Here is a 17,259-nt window from a genome sequence, read left to right as displayed (position 1 = left end):
TCAAGTACAGGGGTGGGGCTTGGACAGCGGGGGTGCGCCCGGGCGGAGTGGCCGGGGCGGTGAGAGCCGGTCAGCGGGGGAGTGTCACAGCTTGCCTCCGCGGCCGCTGTCCCGCCGTGCGGGGGCGATCAGCGTGGAGAGATATGGGAGCGGGCCCGCCTGAAGCTCCTCGGCCGGCCGGATCGACTCCTCCGGCAGGCCGAGCGCCGAGCCCCACACGGCGCCCCTGGTACGGCCTGTGGCACGCAGCGCGGACGCCACCTCGGCCGCCAGCCGCCCGAACTTGTACGCCACGACCGTCCCCGGGCCCTCCAGGGCCTCTTTCAGCACGCCGGATCCGGCGGTCACCGGCACAAGCGTCAGCGGCTCCGTACCCTCGGTGAGCACTGCCCCGCTGCGCGCCGCAAGGTCCTGCATCGCCGTGATGCCCGGCACCGTCTCGACGACCACACCCGGGACCAGCTCGGCGACGGTCTGCGCGAGATAGGTGAAGGTCGAGTACACATTGGGGTCGCCGATGGTCGCGAAGGCCACCGTGCCGTGGCTGCGCAGCAGTTCGGCGACCCGGTCGCCGGCCGCGTCCCACGCGGCCTCGCGGCGGGCCCGATCGCTGCGCTCGTTCAGCGCGAACACCACCCGGACGACCTTCGCGGCATCCACGTAGTGCAGCACGGTCGCCTCGGCGCGGCCCGTACCCCCGTCCTCCATGACGGGGACGACGACGGCGTCGGCGTCCCGCAGGGCGTTCACGCCCTTCACGGTCACCAACTCCGGGTCACCGGGGCCGACCCCGATCCCGATCAGTCGACTGCTCATGATGCTCCACACCTTTCGACGAGCCGGCGAGCCGTGCCCGGCGCGGCCGCCCAGTGCACGTGAACATACGAGGCGTGCACGCCCCCGTGTACGAAACCTTCGACGCGCGGCTCCGGCTGCCGTAGCCCCCAGGCGGGCGTGGGGCCCGCCCCCGGCTCCAGCGCCGTGCGGTGAAACTCGTGCCCCCGCAGGCGGGTCCCGGCCGCGGCCAGCACGCTGTCCGAGACCGCGACCGCCTCGCGATAGCCGAGCGTGAGCCGTTCGGACATCCGCGCCCGGGCGTCCAGCACACCGCACATCGGCCTGTCGTCCAGCGACCGCGCCAGATACAACAGCCCGGCACACTCCGCGGCCACGGGCGCCCCCGATGCGGCCAGCTCCGCGACTGCCTTGCGCAGCGGCTCGTTCTCCGACAGCTCCGGGGCGTACACCTCGGGGAAGCCGCCACCTATCACCAGCCCGGCGGTGCGGGGTGGCAGCTGCTCGTCGCGGAGGGGGTCGAAGGTGACCACCTCGGCTCCGGCTGCGGTCAGCAGTTCCGCGTGCTCCGCGTAGGAGAACGTGAACGCGGCTCCGCCGGCGACGGCTATGACGGGGCGCCTGCGGCGGGCTTCTGCACGGTTCGCTTCCTCTGGCGATGCTGCCGTACGTGGTCGCTCTCGGTTGGCCGGGTGCGGCCCGGTGGCCGGGTCGTGCCCACCCTCCCCCGGACTCCGTCCGGGGGGACCCCCTTCGCTGGGGGCACCCTGGGAGTCCCCCCAGCGGTAGCTGGGGGAGGTGGCACCCCTGGGCCTGGCGGCCCGGGTGGTGCCCCCAGGGGGAGGAACGACGGCCCACAACCCTTGGCGTTCTTCGCCCTGCGGAGCGACTGGCCACAACCCCGCTTCGGCCGCCGGGTCCCAGGGGGACTCCTTCAGCGGCGGGGCGCTGCGGGCCAGGGTGAGCAGTGCGTCCAGATCGCAGCCCGCCCGTACCCGCTCCGCGAGCGCGGACACCGCCTCCACCGCCTCCGCATGCCGCTCGGCGACGGGCACCAGGCCCAGATGGCGGGAGGGCGTACGGACTTGGCGGTCGCGGCGCAGCGCGCCCAGCACCGGAACCCCGGACGAGTCCAACGCTTCCCGCAGCAGCTCCTCGTGCCGGTCCGAACCGACCTTGTTGAGGATCACGCCGCCGATCCGCACTCCCGGATCCCACGAGGCGAATCCATGCACCAGCGCGACCACCGAGCGCGACTGCGACGAGGCGTCCACCACCAGCACCACCGGCGCGCACAGCAACTTCGCCACATGCGCCGTCGAAGCCAGCTCCCCCTGACCTGCCGCACCGTCGTACAGGCCCATCACGCCCTCGACCACGGCGAGGTCCGCACCCGCCGCGCCGTGCAGGAACAGCGGCGCGATCAGCTCCGGCCCACACATATACGCGTCCAGATTGCGCCCCGGCCGCCCCGTCGCCAGCGCGTGATACCCCGGATCGATGTAGTCCGGTCCGACCTTGTGCGGGGACACGGCGAGGCCACGCTGCGCGAAGGCGGCCATCAGACCCGTGGCCACCGTCGTCTTGCCGCTGCCGGACGCCGGCGCGGCAACCACGAAACGGGGCACGGAGCCGACAGGGGACATCACCACTCGATGCCCTTCTGGCCCTTCTGGCCCACGTCCATCGGGTGCTTGACCTTCGACATGTCCGTGACCAGGTCGGCGAAATCGACCAGCTTCTCCGGGGCGTTACGGCCGGTGATGACGACGTGCTGCGTGCCCGGGCGGTCCCGCAGCACCGACACCACCTCGTCGGTGTCCACCCAGCCCCAGTGCATCGGGTACGCGAACTCGTCCAGCACGTACAGCCGGTATGTCTCCGCGGCCAGGTCGCGCTTGACCTGCTCCCAGCCCTCCCGCGCGGCCTCCTCGCTGGACTCGATGTCCCGCTGGACCCACGACCAGCCCTCGCCCATCTTGTGCCATGCGACGGTCCCCCCTTCGCCCGAGCCGCCGAGGACACGCAGCGCCCGCTCCTCGCCGACCCGCCACTTCGCGGACTTGACAAACTGAAATACACCGATCGGCCAGCCCTGGTTCCATCCCCGCAGCGCCAGTCCGAAAGCCGCCGTCGACTTTCCCTTCCCGACGCCCGTGTGCACCACGACCAGCGGCCGGTTCCGGCGCTGGCGCGTCGTCAGCCCGTCATCCGGCACGACACTCGGCTTCCCCTGCGGCATTACGCGGCCCTCCGTGTCCTCGGTGTGTTCGTGGTTCCCTGCACGTCACGTACCAGGGCCGCGACGCTGTCGGCGCGCAGCTCGTCCAAGGTCACCGCCGTGCCGCCCAGATCGCGGGCCAGCGAGCCGGCCAGCCCCAGCCGCACCGGCCCGGACTCGCAGTCCACGACGACCGAGGCCGTGCCCTCGGCGGCCAGCAGGCGCGCCGCGCGCGAGGCCAGCGCGAAGGGATCGCCCGGCTGCCTTTCGCCGCCGGGCGCGCAGGAGGCCGTCGCCCGGCCGTCGGTGACCACGACCAGCAGCGGGCGGCGGGACGGGTCGCGCAGCCGCTCGATCCGCAGCACCTCACGGGACTTCAGCAGCCCGGCGGCCAGCGGTGTACGGCCACCCGTCGGCAGCTTCTCCAGCCGCGCCGCGCCGGCCTCGACCGACGAGGTGGGTGGCAGGGCGAGCTCCGCGTCCGCGCCCCGGAAGGCGATCAGCCCGACCTTGTCGCGGCGCTGGTACGCGTCCAGCAGCAGCGACAGCACCGCGCCCTTCACGGCACTCATCCGCTGACGCGCCGCCATCGAACCGGAGGCGTCCACGACGAAGAGCACGAGATTCGCTTCCCGTCCCTCCATGACGGCCTGCCTGAGGTCGTCCCTCCGGATCTCCAGGCCGGGTCCACTGCGCCCGCGCGCGTGCTGGTGCGGGGCGGCCGCCCGCATGGTGGCCGCCAAGTGCAGCTTGCTCAGGGTCCCCTGCGGGCGGCGGGCGCCGGTGGTGCGGCCGTGAGCGGTACGCGCGCGTGAGCGCCGTCCCGCCGCCCCCTCGCCCAGTCCGGGCACGCTGAGCAGCCGCGTCCTGAAAGTCGCGGCCGCCCCGACCGCCTGCTGCTCGCCACCGGAACCGGCTGTGGAGTCACCGTCGTCGGCGCCGGACGAGCCACCACGCGCGCGCGGCGGCCGGCTCTCAGCGTCCTGATCCGCGCCAGTGTCCGTGCGCTGCTCCGGCACAGACGCCTCGGTCGTCCGAGTCTCACTGCCAGACGGCGGCGCCCCGTCCGAGCCGTCCTGCGGCGGCTGCCCACCGCGACCCCCGCCCGGCCCCTCCGGGTCCGGATCGTCATTTCCGCCGCCGAACTCCTGTAGTGTCTCGTCGAGTTTGTCCTCGTCCAGCCCCGGCGCGTCGAAGGGATTGCGCCGCCGCCGGTGCGGCAGCGCCAGCAAAGCGGCCTGTCGCACGTCCTCCGCCAGCACCTGGGTGCGCCCGGCCCACGCGGCCAGCGCGGTCGCCGTCCGGGCGGTGACGATGTCCGCGCGCATGCCGTCGACCTCGAACGCGGCGCACACCGCCGCAATCTGCCGCAGCGCCCCGTCCTCGAGCCGCACCGACGGCAGCAGCGCCCGTGCCGCCGCGATCCGCTCGCGCAGCGCCTGCTCCTCGCCGGCCCAGCGGGCGGCGAAGCCGGCCGGGTCCTCGTCGTACGCGAGCCGCCGCCGTACAACCTCCACGCGCTGCTCCGGCTCGCGCGAGGCCGCGACCTCCACCGTCAGCCCGAACCGGTCCAGCAGCTGCGGCCGCAGCTCGCCCTCTTCCGGGTTCATCGTGCCGACCAGCAGGAAACGGGAGCTGTGGCGGATGGACACACCCTCGCGCTCGACGTACGAGGCGCCCATGGCGGCCGCGTCCAGGAGCACGTCGATCAAGTGGTCATGCAGCAGGTTGACTTCGTCGACGTACAGGATTCCGCGGTTGGCCGCGGCGAGCAGGCCCGGCTCAAAGGCCTTGACCCCTTCGGACAGGGCGCGCTCGATGTCGAGCGCGCCCACAAGCCGGTCCTCTGATGCGCCAACCGGCAGTTCGACCAGGGAAGTCGGACGCGTGGTGCCCGTACCCGGCTCATGCGGGCCGTCCGGACACGCGGGGTCCGGAGATCCGGGGTCGCAGGCGAACCTGCAGCCCGGTACCAGCGCGATATCGGGAAGCACGGCCGTCAGAGCGCGTACCATCGTGGACTTCGCAGTGCCCTTCTCGCCCCGTACGAGAACCCCGCCCACCTGCGGAGACACCGCGTTCAGAAGGAGCGCCAGCCGCAGGTCGTCCATGCCGACGACCGCGGAGAAGGGGTAGTTCGGAACGGCGGTCATGCGTCACCCTCCAGGTCGCCCTCGAGCTGCAGATAGGTCGCGCGGAGCTGTTCCAGAGTCTGCGGGTCCGGCTCCGCCCACAGACCCCGCTCCGCCGCCTCCAGCAGCCGCTCGGTGATGCCACGCAGCGCCCAGGGATTGGACTGCTCCATGAACTGCCGGTTCTCCTGGTCGAATACGTATTCCGCCGACAACTTCTCGTACATCCAGTCGTCGACGACGCCCGCCGTCGCGTCGTAGCCGAAGAGGTAGTCGACGGTCGCCGCCATCTCGAAGGCGCCCTTGTAGCCATGCCGCCGCATCGCCGCCATCCAGCGCGGGTTGACCACCCGGGCGCGGAAGACCCGGTGCGTCTCCTCGCTCAAGGTCCTCGTCTTGACCTGGTCGGGGGTGGCGCTGTCGCCCACGTACGCCTCCGGGCTCGCGCCCGTCAGATGGCGCACCATCGCCACCATCCCGCCGTGGTACTGGAAGTAGTCGTCCGCGTCCACGAGATCGTGCTCGCGCGTGTCGACGTTCTTCGCCGCCACCTGGATGCGCCGGAACGCCGTCTCCATGTCGCCGCGCGCCGCCTTGCCGTCCAGCCCGCGCCCGTACGCATAGCCGCCCCACACCGCGTACACCTCGGCGAGGTCACTGTCCGACCTCCAGTTCCGCGCGTCGATCAGTGGCAGCAGACCCGCCCCGTAAGCGCCCGGCTTGGAGCCGAAGATGCGGGCCGTGGCGCGGCGGCGGTCGCCGTGCTCGGCGGTGTCCTCATCGGCGTGCGCCCGTACGTAGTTGGACTCCGCGGGCTCCTCCAGGTCGGCCACTGCCCGTACCGCGTCGTCGATCAGGCCGACGACATGCGGGAAGGCGTCCCGGAAGAACCCGGAGATGCGGACGGTGACGTCGACGCGCGGCCGGCCCAGCTCCGCCAGCGGTACGATCTCGAAGCCGGTCACCCGCCGCGAGGCGTCATCCCACACCGGACGGCAGCCCAGCAGCGCCAGGATCTCGGCGATGTCGTCGCCCTGGGTGCGCATCGCGGAGGTGCCCCACACCGTCAGACCCACCGACTTCGGGTAGCCGCCGGTGTCGGCCACATAGCGGGCGATCAGCGAATCCGCGAGCGACTGGCCGACCTCCCACGACAGGCGCGACGGGATCGCCTTGGGGTCGACCGAGTAGAAGTTGCGACCGGTCGGCAGGACGTTGACCAGGCCGCGGGTCGGCGAACCGGACGGCCCGGCGGGGACGTAGCCGCCGTTCAGCGCGTGCAGCACATGGCCGATCTCATCGGTGGTACGGGCCAGTCGCGGCACGACCTCGCGGCAGGCGAACTCAAGCACCGCCACCGCATCCGGCAGGTCGTGTCCCAGCGCCCCGGACACCAGACCCGGCGCGGCGGCCGCGTCCCAGCCGCGCGCCTCCATGCCCTCGGCGAGCCGCCGGCACAGCTGCTCCAGCAGATCGATGACATCGGCCGCCGTACGCGAGGGCCCGTCGACCAGCGTCGTAAGCTCCACGGGCACCTTGAGGACCGCGCCGGGCTCGGCCAGCAGCTCCTTCTCGACCAGCCCGAAGTGCTGGGCGATCGAGGCCCGCAGACCCGGCAGGGCCTCGGCCTTGCCGCCCCACACCTGCGAGGACCGCAGCACGGCCAGCACCAGGTTGACGCGGGCTTCGTCGACCGGGCCGCCGCCCAGGATGTGCAGGCCGTCGCGGATCTGTACATCCTTGATCTCGCACAGATAGCCGTCGATGTGCATGACGAACTCGTCGAAGTCGTCGTCGTCCGGCTGCTCGTCGACATGCAGATCGTGGTGCAGCTCCGCGGCCTTCACCAGCGTCCAGATCTGCGCCCGTACGGCCGGAGCCTTCGCCGGGTCGAGATCGCTGACGAGTGCGTACTCGTCCAGCAGCTGCTCCAGCTTGGCCAGGTCGCCGTAGGTGTCGGCGCGCGCCATCGGCGGTACCAGGTGGTCGACGACGGTGGCGTGCCCGCGGCGCTTGGCCTGGGTGCCTTCACCGGGGTCGTTGACGATGAACGGGTAGATCAGCGGCAGAGGGCCCAGCACGGCGTCCGGGCCGCAGGACGCCGACAGGCCCAGCCCCTTGCCCGGCAGCCACTCCAGGGTGCCGTGCTTGCCCATGTGGACGATGGCGTCGGCCTGGTAGGTGTTCTCCAGCCAGCGGTAGGCCGCCATGTAGTGGTGCGAGGGCGGCATGTCCGGGTCGTGATAGATCGCGATCGGGTTCTCACCGAAGCCGCGCGGCGGCTGGATCATCACCACGACATTGCCGAACTGCAGCGACGCCAGCACGATCTCGGCTTCGTCCCCGTCGCGGACGTCCACGTACAGATTGCCCGGCGGCTCGCCCCAGTGCTCGAGCATCCCGTCCCGCAGCTCCGGGTCGAGCCGGGCGAACCATTGCCGGTAGTCCTTGAGGGGCACGCGCGCGGGGGCGGCGGCCAGTTGCTCCTCGGTCAGCCACTCCACGTCGTGGCCGCCCGCCTCGATGAGTCGATGAATCAACTCATCGCCATGGTCCGGGTAGCCGTCGACGGTATATCCGGCGTCGCGCAGCGCGTCGAGCACCCGTACCGCCGACGCTGGGGTGTCCAGGCCCACCGCGTTGCCCACGCGCGAGTGCTTCGTCGGGTACGCGGTGAAGATGACGGCGACCTTCTTGTGGGCGTTCGGCTTGTGCTTCAACCGCGCGTGCCGCACCGCGATCCCGGCCACGCGCGCCGCCCGCTCGGGGTCGGCGATGTACACCGGCACATCGTCCTCGCCCGGCTCCTTGAAGGAGAACGGCACGGTGATCAGCCGGCCGTCGAACTCCGGGATCGCGACCTGCATCGCCGCGTCCATCGGGGACAGCGCCGCGTCCGACTCCTCCCACGCCGCGCGCGAGGACGTCAGGCACAGGCCCTGGAGCACGGGCACGTCCAGCTCCGCGAGAGCGCCCACGTCCCAGGCCTCGTCGTCGCCTCCCGCCGAGGCGTCGCTCGCCCGCGTGCCGCCCGCCGCGAGCACGGTCGCGATGAGCGCGTCCGTCCGCCCCAGCAGCTCGTACAGCCCCGGTTCCGCGCCGCGCAGCGAGCCGCAGTACACCGGCAGCGCATTGGCGCCCCGGGCTTCGATCGCATCGCACAGTACGTCCACGAACGCGGTGTTTCCGGACAGCTGGTGCGCCCGGTAGAACAGCACGCCCACCGTGGGGCGCGCGGGATCGTAACTGCGCTCCCCGTGCACCCCGTACATCGGCATCTCTCGCGGCGGCTCGAAGCCCTCACCGCTCATCAGGACGGTGTCGGAGAGGAAGCGCGCCAGTTCGCCGAGGTTGCCCGGCCCGCCCTCGACCAGGTAGCGCAGCGCCTCCGCCACGACACCGGCCGGGACCGACGACTCGGCCATCAGCTCCGCGTCCGGCACGGCCTCGCCGCCCAGCAGCACCGTCGGAATGCCGGACGCCCGCAGCACCGCGAGCCCGTCCTCCCAGGCCCGCTTGCCGCCCAGCAGCCGGACGACGGCGACGGCCGCGCCGTCCAGCAGGACCGGCAGCTCGGTCTCGACATCGACTCGCGCCGGGTTGCCGATCCGGTACGGCGCGCCGGAAGCGCGGGCCGCCAACAGGTCGGTGTCGGCGGTGGAAAGCAACAGCACAGTGCTCACGGTGCCCCCTTCGTGCGTACGTTCCGTACGTCGTTGTTCACGGCGCCCCCGGCGGGACGAACGGCAGCCCGGATGGGACCCCCGTCTCGATCAGCCGCAGCAGCGCATCCGTATCCGCGTGCTCTTCGATCAAGTCGCCGAGCAGATCGAGCTGCTCCTCGCGCAGCGTGCCGAACGACGTGTCGGGCGCAGGTACGAAGCGGCGCCCGGACGCAGCGGCGACCTCCAGCAGAAACCGCCGCCGGAACCCATCGCTCTCCAGCGAGCCGTGCCAGTGGGTGCCCCACACCGACCCCACCCGGCAGCCGTCCAGGAACGCCTCGTCCCCGCCCGTGACCTCGGCCACGCCGTGGTGGATCTCGTAGCCCTCGACGCGCTCACCGAGGGCCTGCCCCACCGGCCGGGTCAGGGTCTTCTCGGCCGCGAACCGCACCCGCACGGGCAGCAGCCCGAGCCCCTCGACCGTCCCCGCGCGCGACTCGACCTCGTCCTCGATGCGCTCGCCGAGCATCTGGAAGCCGCCGCAGATGCCCAGCACCGGCCGGCCCTCCGCAGCCCGCCGGACGACCGCGTCCGCGATCCCCCGCTCGCGCAGCCACCACAGCGCCCGTACGGTGCCGCGCGTGCCCGGCAGCACCACGAGGTCCGCGTCGGCGAGCTCCTCCGGCCGGTCCACGAACCGCACCACCACGCCGGGTTCGGCGGCAAGGGCGTCCACATCCGTGAAGTTCGACATCAGCGGTACGGCGGCGACCGCCACCCGCAGGACGTCCTCGCCGTGCGGCGGAGCGACCACCGGCTCCCTTACCGCGCCGCGCAGCGAGACGCTCCCCCAGCTACCGCTGGGAGGTACCCCCATGCCGTCCTCCTCGTCGATGCCCAGGCCGTGCCGGAAGGGGAGCACGCCGTACGTCGGCCGCCCGGTCAGGGTGTGCAGCATGTCCAGACCGGGCTCCAGCAGCGATACGTCCCCGCGGAACTTGTTGACCAGATAGCCGGCCACCAGCTGCTGGTCCTCCCGGCTCAGCAGCGCGGTCGTGCCGAAGAAGGAGGCGAAGACGCCGCCCCGGTCGATGTCGCCGACCACCACCACCGGCAGCCGGGCCGCCCGGGCCAGTCCCATGTTGACGATGTCCGTACGCCGCAGATTGATCTCGGCCGGACTTCCGGCCCCCTCGCAGATCACCGCGTCATACGTGCCCCGAAGCTCCTCCAGGCACTCCAGCACGGTGCCCAGCAGCTGCTCCTGACGCCCCGAGTGGTAGCCGCGGGCGCTCAGCTCGCCGACCGGCTTGCCCAGCAGCACCACCTGGCTGCTGCGGTCGCTGCCGGGCTTGAGCAGCACCGGGTTCATCAGCGCACTCGGCTCCACGCGCGCCGCCTGCGCCTGCATCGCCTGCGCCCGTCCGATCTCGGCGCCCTCGCGCGTCACGAACGAATTGAGCGACATGTTCTGCGCCTTGAACGGCGCGACGGAAACACCCTTGCGGGTGAGCCATCGGCAGATGCCCGCCGTGACGACGCTCTTCCCCGCGTCCGACGTGGTCCCCGCGACCAGCAACCCGCCGCTCATGCGCCCCCCTTGCTCCGAGTCCTCAGCAACCGCCCGGCGACGCACGCCGCCAGCGCCAGTACGGCCACCCGCCGTGACAGTCGTACGGCGCGCTCGATGTCCCGTACCTGCACCGGCCGGTTCTCCGCGCCCAGCACGGGCCGGTGCTCGATCCGGCCGCCGTACGACAGCCTGCCGCCCAGCCGGACGCCCAGAGCACCCGCGAACGCGGCCTCGACCGGCCCGGCGTTGGGACTCGGATGCTTGCGCGCATCGCGGCGCAGCACCCGCCACGCACCCCGCGGATCCGGCCCCGCCAGCACCGCCAGGGCGGCGGTCAGCCGCGAGCTGGGGAAGCCGGCCACGTCGTCCAGCCGCGCCGAGGCCCAGCCGAAGCGGCGGTGGCGCGGCGACTTGTGACCGACCATCGCGTCCAGGGTGTTGACCGCGCGGAAGCCGACCAACCCCGGTACGCCCGCGACGGCTCCCCACACCAGCGCGCCCACCACCGCGTCCGAGGTGTTCTCCGCCACCGACTCCACCACCGCGCGCGCGATCTGCTGCTCGTCCAGCGCCTTCGGGTCCCGGCCGCACAGATGCGGCAGCCGCTCGCGCGCCGCCTCGATGTCACCGGCGGCCAGGGCCGCGCCGATGGCCCGCGCTTCGCGGCACAGCGAGGTGCCGCCCAGTACGGCCCAGGTGGTGGCGGCGGTCAACGACACGGCGGCAGCGGGGGTGTGGCGTACGGCGCGCGACATCCCGGCCGCGGCGGTCACCGCACCGCCGGCGCACAGCGTCGCGTACAGGGCGCCGTAGCCGCGGTGGTCGCGCCACAACCGGCGCTCGACGGCGGATGCGGCGCGTCCGAAGGCGGCCACCGGGTGCCCGCGACGGGGGTCGCCCGCGACAAGGTCGCACACGAAGCCGAGAGCCGCAGCGCATACAAAGACGGCGTCTTCGGGCATTCCCGTATCGCCCGACTGATCGGCAGCCATCGGTCAGTTCGCCGTTGTTCCTGACAGGAATGGCTGGTGTGGCGCAGAGGCGCAGCGGGCTCTTCGACGGCAGCCGGGCATGGCGATATGTCCTCACTCAGGGTCCGCGCCCTGGCTCGACGTGACCGGCGGTGAGAGTCTCCTGGCTCCCGGATCGGCGCTTCCCCCGGCCTTCCAACCCGCCTCCGCGGGCCGTGACTTGTGGGATGGGGGAGCGCTCCCCGGTGACAGTGGCGGGACCGCGCCGGATTCGCACCGGCTTCCTCTCCTGCCGCCGTTGGGCTCCGGCAGTCCACCACGCCCCGCGAACGCCCGTCAACTTGCTCTTGACCTGGGAAGGCAGAGTGTGCTGAGCCCCACATGCGACGGGCGGGAAGCGCTTGGCAGCGCTTCCCGCCCGGTGGCGGCAGGTGTGTGTCGCGGGGGTCGTGCGGGGGTGCCGCCGGCCTTAGGCGACGATCAGATAGATGCCGTACGCAACGGCCGCCGTGCACAGCGCGTAACAGGCGTACGCAGCGGCGCGCGCCAGTGCGGTGGGCGCCACGGCTGCCGCCGTGCCGTCCGGCTGAGCCTCCTGCCTGGGGGAGGTGCCGGCGATACCGAGGGTGAACAGGCCCACGATCCCGACCGTCACCACGAGGCTGACGCCGAAGACCTGGCCGAGAGCAGCCCAGTCGATGTTCATGGAAAAGCTGTCCTTCGGGTCGGGCGGGTCAGACCGCGGCCTTCTCGGTGGCGGATTCCGGGGTGGTGCCCTTGTCGGCGCCGGTGCTCGCGTCGGTGGCGGCCGCGTCCTCGTCCGCCGACTCGCGTGCGACGCCGGCGGGCGGCGGAGCGACGGTCTTCATGGCCGCGGTCAGGACGCCCTCGGGCTCGACGTCGTTGACGTTGGTGTGGTCCACCGGCTTGCGCCGGGAGGCCACCCAGATCGCAGCGCTGGCAGCGAGCGCCAGTACGGCGACGGCGGCGACGCCCCAGTTGCCCTGCTCGGCGAGCAGGGCCGCGGCGGCGCCGATCAGCCCCGCGGCCGGCAGGGTCAGACCCCAGGCGACGACCATCCGGGTCGCGGTCGACCAGCGCACGACGGCACCCTTGCGCCCCAGGCCCGCGCCCATCACGGCGCCGGAACAGACCTGCGTGGTGGACAGCGCGAAGCCCAGGTGGGAGGAGGCCAGGATGGTGACCGCGGCGCCGGTCTGGGCGGCGAAGCCCTGCGGCGGCTGGATGTCGGTCAGGCCCTTGCCCATGGTGCGGATGATCCGCCAGCCGCCCAGGTACGTACCGAGCGCGATGGCGACACCGGCCGAGACGATGACCCACATCGGCGGGTCGGCGTTCGGGGCCAGCGCGCCGCCGGTGATCAGCGCCAGCGTCATGACGCCCATGGTCTTCTGCGCGTCGTTGGTGCCGTGGGCGAGGGAGACCAGCGCGCCCGAGGCGATCTGCCCCGCGCGGTAGCCCTTGGCGGAGGCAGCCGCGTCGGCGTTACGGGCGGTGCGGTAGGTGAGCCGGGTCGCCAGCATCGTGGCCAGACCCGCGACGATCGGCGCGGCGACGGCCGGGATCAGGACCTTCATGACGACCTCGTCGCCATGGACGGCACCGAGGCCGGCGGAGGCGACGGTGGCGCCGATCAGGCCGCCGAACAGGGCGTGCGAGGAGCTGGAGGGCAGACCGGCGAGCCAGGTCAGCAGGTTCCAGACGATCGCACCGACCAGGCCCGCGAAGATCACTTCGGGCTGGATCCCGGATTCATCGACGATGCCCTTGGAGATGGTGGCGGCGACCTCGACTGAGAGGAACGCGCCGACGAGGTTGAGGACCGCCGACATCGCCACCGCCGTCTTGGGCCTGAGAGCCCCGGTGGAGATGGTCGTGGCCATGGCGTTGGCAGTGTCGTGGAAGCCGTTCGTGAAGTCGAACACCAAGGCCGTGATGATCACGATCCCGATGAGAAGCGTGATGTGTTCCATTCCACCCAGGCAATCAGTTTCGGTGTCAGTAGCACGGCGACCGTACGGACATTGGGTGAACGGAAGATGAACGGAAGCGGGGTGATCCCGCCCGGGCGCCTGGGCGGGGGTGCATGCGCCCCTGCCCTCCCCCCTGAGCCAGTTGCGTTGGGCGGCCCAACGGCCGGTCGAACAGGCCCTGGAACGACCGGCCGACCCCCCGCCGCCCGCTTGACCTCATTGCGGATATGTGTGATACAGGTCACTTTCCATGCGTTTTCCGTGTGTTGCTCAAGTCGTGGTCCTTCTTTGGGCCGTACGGGTTGCGCTCCGGGTCCTCGGGAGGCCGGCCGACCCCTGCTCGCGGACAGAACGGCACCGCCGAGATCCGGCGTGGTGACGGCGAGGGCCGCCGACCCGCGAGGGGCGGCGCCCCGCCGCATGCCAGGATCGGCGCGGAGGTGAGGGGCATGCCGGAGCGGGATCCCCTGAAGGAAGCGTGGGCCGACCTGGTGGCCATGGCGCGCCGCACAACCGCCGACGGCCTTGTCGTCGGCACCTCGGGCAATGTGTCGGTGCGCGTCGGCGACACCGTGCTCGTTACGCCCAGCGGCGTCCCGTACGGCCGGCTCGCCCCGCACGACGCGGTCGGCGTCGACCTCTACGGGCGACAGGTCCTCGGCGAGCTGAAGCCCACCAGCGAGCTGCCGATGCACCTGGCGATCTACCGCGGCACCGACGCGGCGGCCGTCGTGCACACCCACGCCGTCCACGCCACCGCCGTCTCGACCCTCGTCGACGAGCTTCCGCTCATCCACTACATGGCAGCCGCGCTCGGCGGTCCGGTCCGCGTCGCCCCCTATGCGCTGTACGGCAGCGAAGAGTTGGCCGAGAACATGCTGCACGCACTGCGCGGCGGCCGCACCGGCTGCCTGCTGCGCAACCACGGAACCGTCACCTACGGCGCTGACCTCGACCAGGCGTACGACCGCACCGCCCAGCTGGAGTGGATGTGCCAGGTCTGGCTCACCGCCCGCTCCGTCCCCGGACACAGCCCGAGCCTGCTGTCCCGCGCGGAACTCCGGGAGGTGCAGGACAAGCTCCGCGGCTACGGCCAGCAGCCCTGAGCGCAGCGCCAGGGCGGGGGCGCAAACTCCGTCACTCTGCCGCTTTCGCCCACTGGCCCCCCACCTCGCGCGCGCCGCACACTGATACGGATGCGCCTGCGTACTGCGGCGGCCGTGGCCGCCACCACTAGCGTGCTCGGTGCCGGCGTGGCCGCTGTGGCGGCCGGGCGGTACGCCAGCGGGGCTGCGCTCAAACCTTCGCGCATCAAGCCGCTCCCCGGCGACCCTCCGCTGACCGTCCACGCCGTGGGCGCCGGGCGGATCACCCTCACCCGCAGCCTGGCTTCGCTGCGGCCCGGCACCTACGGGCTGACCGGCGGCGGCAGCCACGCGGTCGTCGGCCCGGTGCTGGACGAGGTGCCGCATGCGCCCGACTCGGTCGTACGCCGTCTGGAACGGGTCACGCGGGGCTCGCTCCACACAGGAGCGCAGATGCGCTTCACCCCGCAGGTGCATGGAGGGAACCCGCGCGATGCGCTCGGGCTCGACCACGCCGATGTCGAGGTGCCCGGTGAACTCGGCGCGCTCCCCGCGTGGTTTGTGCCCGGTGCCCGTGACACCTGGTTGATCACCGTGCACGGCCTGGGGACCAGCCGCGAACACCCCATGGTCGTCATGCCCTTCCTGCACCAGCTCCGGTTCCCGGTGCTGGACCTGGCCTACCGCGGCGACCCCGGCGCGCCCCGCCCGCCCGACGGCATCATTCACCTCGGCGACCGCGAGTGGCACGACCTGGACGCGGCCATCCGCTACGCCGTGCGGTACGGCGCGGAGCGCGTCGTGCTCTACGGATGGTCCATCGGCGCCACGATGGCGCTGTACGCCGCGGCCAACTCCGCGCTGCGGCAGCGGATCTGCGGTCTGGTGCTGGACTCGCCGGTACTCGACTGGCAGGCGACCGTACGGTCGCTGGCCGCCGCCGACGGCGCGCCCGCCGCGCTCCTGCCGCTGGCCGTACGGGCCGCCCAGGGGCGGACCGGCCTGGAGCCCGGCCGGCTCGCGGACGTCGCGGACCCGGACCGGCTGGCCGCGCCGACCCTCATCCTGCACGGGCCGGACGACGGGGTGGCGCCCTGGCAGCCCTCCCGCACCCTGGCCGACCGGCGGCCCGACCTGGTCACCCTGCAGACGGTCCCGCAGGCCCCGCACGCCGCCATGTGGAACGCCGACCCCGGTTCCTACGAGGAGGCGCTGCGGCGCTTTCTGACCCCGCTGATGTAGCCGGCGGCCGGGCTTGGTGCGCTACGCCGGAAATCCGGGACCGCAGGCGCGCGTCGACCGGTCACATGTCGTATGGGTTCTCGCTGCCGCCGGCGCACGCCGCGCCGGCTCGGCCGCGCCGTGGTGCGGTACGGAATCCGCTTGAGCGGATTCCGATTGGGCTTTCGGGCCGCCAGCCGCAAGACTGCTCCCGTGACGTCCCGTACTCCGCGCGACTCCCGGCTCCGCCTTGTCCCCCGACGACCGGTCGCCGCCGCCCGCCGGGCCGTGACGAACCGTCGCACCCGACCGGCCCCGCGCCCGCCCGCGGGCATCCCCGGCCCCGCGGAACTTGCCCGGCAGGCGAGGACCTTGCTCGCCGACGCCGTGCGGATCGCCCGCTGGGCCGGCGCCGACAGCAGCCAAGGAGCCCGGCTGGGACCCGCCGGACAAACCGGAGCACTCTCGGATGAAGCAGCCGAGGGCGCCGCGGCGGCCCTTGGCCTGACTCCCCGCCACGTACGGGCCCACTGGGACCGCGCGCGCCTCGCCGGGCTCATCGAACTGCACGGCGACATCGCCCGTCCCGGCTGGCGGCTCCAGGCCTGGGAGCGGGACGACAGCGCGGCCCTGCGCGGCTGGGTCGCGCTGTTCGACGCATGGTCGCTCGCCCACCCCGCGCCTGAGGACTTCGCGCCCACCCCCGTCGCCGAGGTCGTCGAGGCCGTCCCCCAGCTGCTGCCCCTGCTCCAGCTGTCAGCCGGCCCCGTCCTCGTACCCGCTCTGCTGGACCTCCTCGAACAGCGCGTCGCCGAACTGCGCACCGAACGCTGTGAGGTGCCCTACGGCGAGGGCGAGGCACCGGCCCCCGAAGGGCCCCCGCCGGCCGCCCTGCTGGACTGGGCCCTGGGCGCCCTCGCCTCCATCGGGGCACTGACCCTCGGCGAGGGGCAGGCCACGCTCACTCCGCTCGGCAGCTGGGCAGTGTGGGTGAAGCTGGAGCAGATCTGCGTCGCCGCCCAGAGCCCCGCCGGGAACATCGAGCAGTCCGCCCCGGACATGCTGCACGGCTGCGCGGGCCTCACCCCCGGCCCCGCGCGCGCCGAATACCGTGCCTGGCTCGCGGCCCGCCCCGTCCGCAGCGCCGTCACCGAGCTGCTGGCCGCCGCCCGTGGCGACGACGCGCTGCTGCGCGGCCTCGCCTTCGAGGCCCTGCGCGTGGTCGGGGCGCCCGCCGAGCCCGCCGTACGAGCCGTGGTGGACGAGCCGTGTCTGCGGCCCTATGCCCTGCTGTGGCTCGCGGAGCAGGACGGCGGCGACCCCGAGGACACCCTGGGGGTGCTCACCCGCGAGGAGGCCACCTGGCTGTGGGTGGACACCGCGGCGGCCGTGGCCGACCACGGCGAGGTGCAGCTGCTGGCGCGCCATCTCGACTCGGCCGTCCAGGGCACCATCCCCGAACTCCTCAAGGAGGTGCGCGCCGTCGGCCACCCCCGTACCGTCCAGGTCCTGGTCGCCCTGGCGGCCGCCCACCCCGATCCGGCGCTCGCCAAGGCGCTGCGCCGGGCGGCGTTCCAGGTGCACACCGGAGGAGCGTGAAGG

General features: G+C 72.7%; 12 protein-coding genes and 1 riboswitch. Of the genes, 3 read left to right on the top strand and 9 right to left on the bottom strand.

From position 1 onward, the window contains the following. Window positions 1–84: 84 nt before the first annotated feature. From cobI to ACY34J_RS13765, 9 genes are all read right to left on the bottom strand, one after another. Entirely contained in the window at window positions 85–816 is a 732-nt protein-coding gene (gene cobI / locus ACY34J_RS13805) for a precorrin-2 C(20)-methyltransferase (protein ID WP_462726738.1), read from the bottom strand. Next, window positions 813–2,441, bottom strand: a complete 1,629-nt coding sequence (locus ACY34J_RS13800; RefSeq protein ID WP_462726737.1) for a cobyrinate a,c-diamide synthase — start codon at window positions 2,439–2,441, stop codon at window positions 813–815. The genes cobI and ACY34J_RS13800 overlap by 4 nt, the downstream gene beginning before the upstream one ends. Next, window positions 2,441–3,037, bottom strand: coding sequence for a cob(I)yrinic acid a,c-diamide adenosyltransferase (gene cobO, locus ACY34J_RS13795; protein WP_462726736.1), 597 nt, complete (start codon window positions 3,035–3,037; stop codon window positions 2,441–2,443). Before cobO ends, ACY34J_RS13800 begins: the two co-directional genes overlap by 1 nt. Beyond that, a complete protein-coding gene (locus ACY34J_RS13790) occupies window positions 3,037–5,169 on the bottom strand; it encodes a putative cobaltochelatase (protein WP_462726735.1) in 2,133 nt (710 codons plus the stop codon). The genes cobO and ACY34J_RS13790 overlap by 1 nt, the downstream gene beginning before the upstream one ends. Continuing rightward, on the bottom strand, window positions 5,166–8,831 hold the full coding sequence (gene cobN, locus ACY34J_RS13785; RefSeq protein WP_462726734.1) for a cobaltochelatase subunit CobN: 3,666 nt from the start codon (window positions 8,829–8,831) through the stop codon (window positions 5,166–5,168). The genes ACY34J_RS13790 and cobN overlap by 4 nt, the downstream gene beginning before the upstream one ends. Window positions 8,832–8,868: 37 nt before the next feature. Then, the gene (locus ACY34J_RS13780; RefSeq protein WP_462726733.1) at window positions 8,869–10,404 is read right to left on the bottom strand and encodes a cobyric acid synthase; all 1,536 of its coding nucleotides are present in this window, start codon (window positions 10,402–10,404) and stop codon (window positions 8,869–8,871) included. Beyond that, on the bottom strand, window positions 10,401–11,348 hold the full coding sequence (locus ACY34J_RS13775; protein WP_462726732.1) for a cobalamin biosynthesis protein: 948 nt from the start codon (window positions 11,346–11,348) through the stop codon (window positions 10,401–10,403). The genes ACY34J_RS13780 and ACY34J_RS13775 overlap by 4 nt, the downstream gene beginning before the upstream one ends. A 166-nt stretch (window positions 11,349–11,514) precedes the next feature. Next, window positions 11,515–11,643: riboswitch (cobalamin riboswitch) on the bottom strand. Between the two features lie 183 nt (window positions 11,644–11,826). Continuing rightward, a complete protein-coding gene (locus ACY34J_RS13770; protein WP_462726731.1) occupies window positions 11,827–12,063 on the bottom strand; it encodes a hypothetical protein in 237 nt (78 codons plus the stop codon). Between the two features lie 28 nt (window positions 12,064–12,091). Next, window positions 12,092–13,351, bottom strand: a complete 1,260-nt coding sequence (locus tag ACY34J_RS13765; protein ID WP_462726730.1) for an anion permease — start codon at window positions 13,349–13,351, stop codon at window positions 12,092–12,094. Window positions 13,352–13,800: 449 nt separating this feature from the next. Here ACY34J_RS13765 and ACY34J_RS13760 point away from each other — a divergent pair, with 449 nt between their 5' ends. From ACY34J_RS13760 to ACY34J_RS13750, 3 genes are all read left to right on the top strand, one after another. Then, complete coding sequence (locus ACY34J_RS13760) at window positions 13,801–14,457, top strand: class II aldolase/adducin family protein (protein ID WP_462726729.1); 657 nt, start codon at window positions 13,801–13,803, stop codon at window positions 14,455–14,457. Between the two features lie 90 nt (window positions 14,458–14,547). Continuing rightward, a complete protein-coding gene (locus tag ACY34J_RS13755; protein ID WP_462726728.1) occupies window positions 14,548–15,678 on the top strand; it encodes an alpha/beta hydrolase in 1,131 nt (376 codons plus the stop codon). A gap of 267 nt (window positions 15,679–15,945) precedes the next feature. Further along, on the top strand, window positions 15,946–17,256 hold the full coding sequence (locus ACY34J_RS13750; RefSeq protein WP_462726779.1) for a hypothetical protein: 1,311 nt from the start codon (window positions 15,946–15,948) through the stop codon (window positions 17,254–17,256). Window positions 17,257–17,259 lie beyond the last annotated feature (3 nt).

The organism is Streptomyces sp. HSS9-12 (assembly GCF_054963655.1).
The sequence above is the reverse complement of the archived record's forward strand: the minus strand, read 5'-3'. Positions and strand labels throughout refer to the sequence as shown.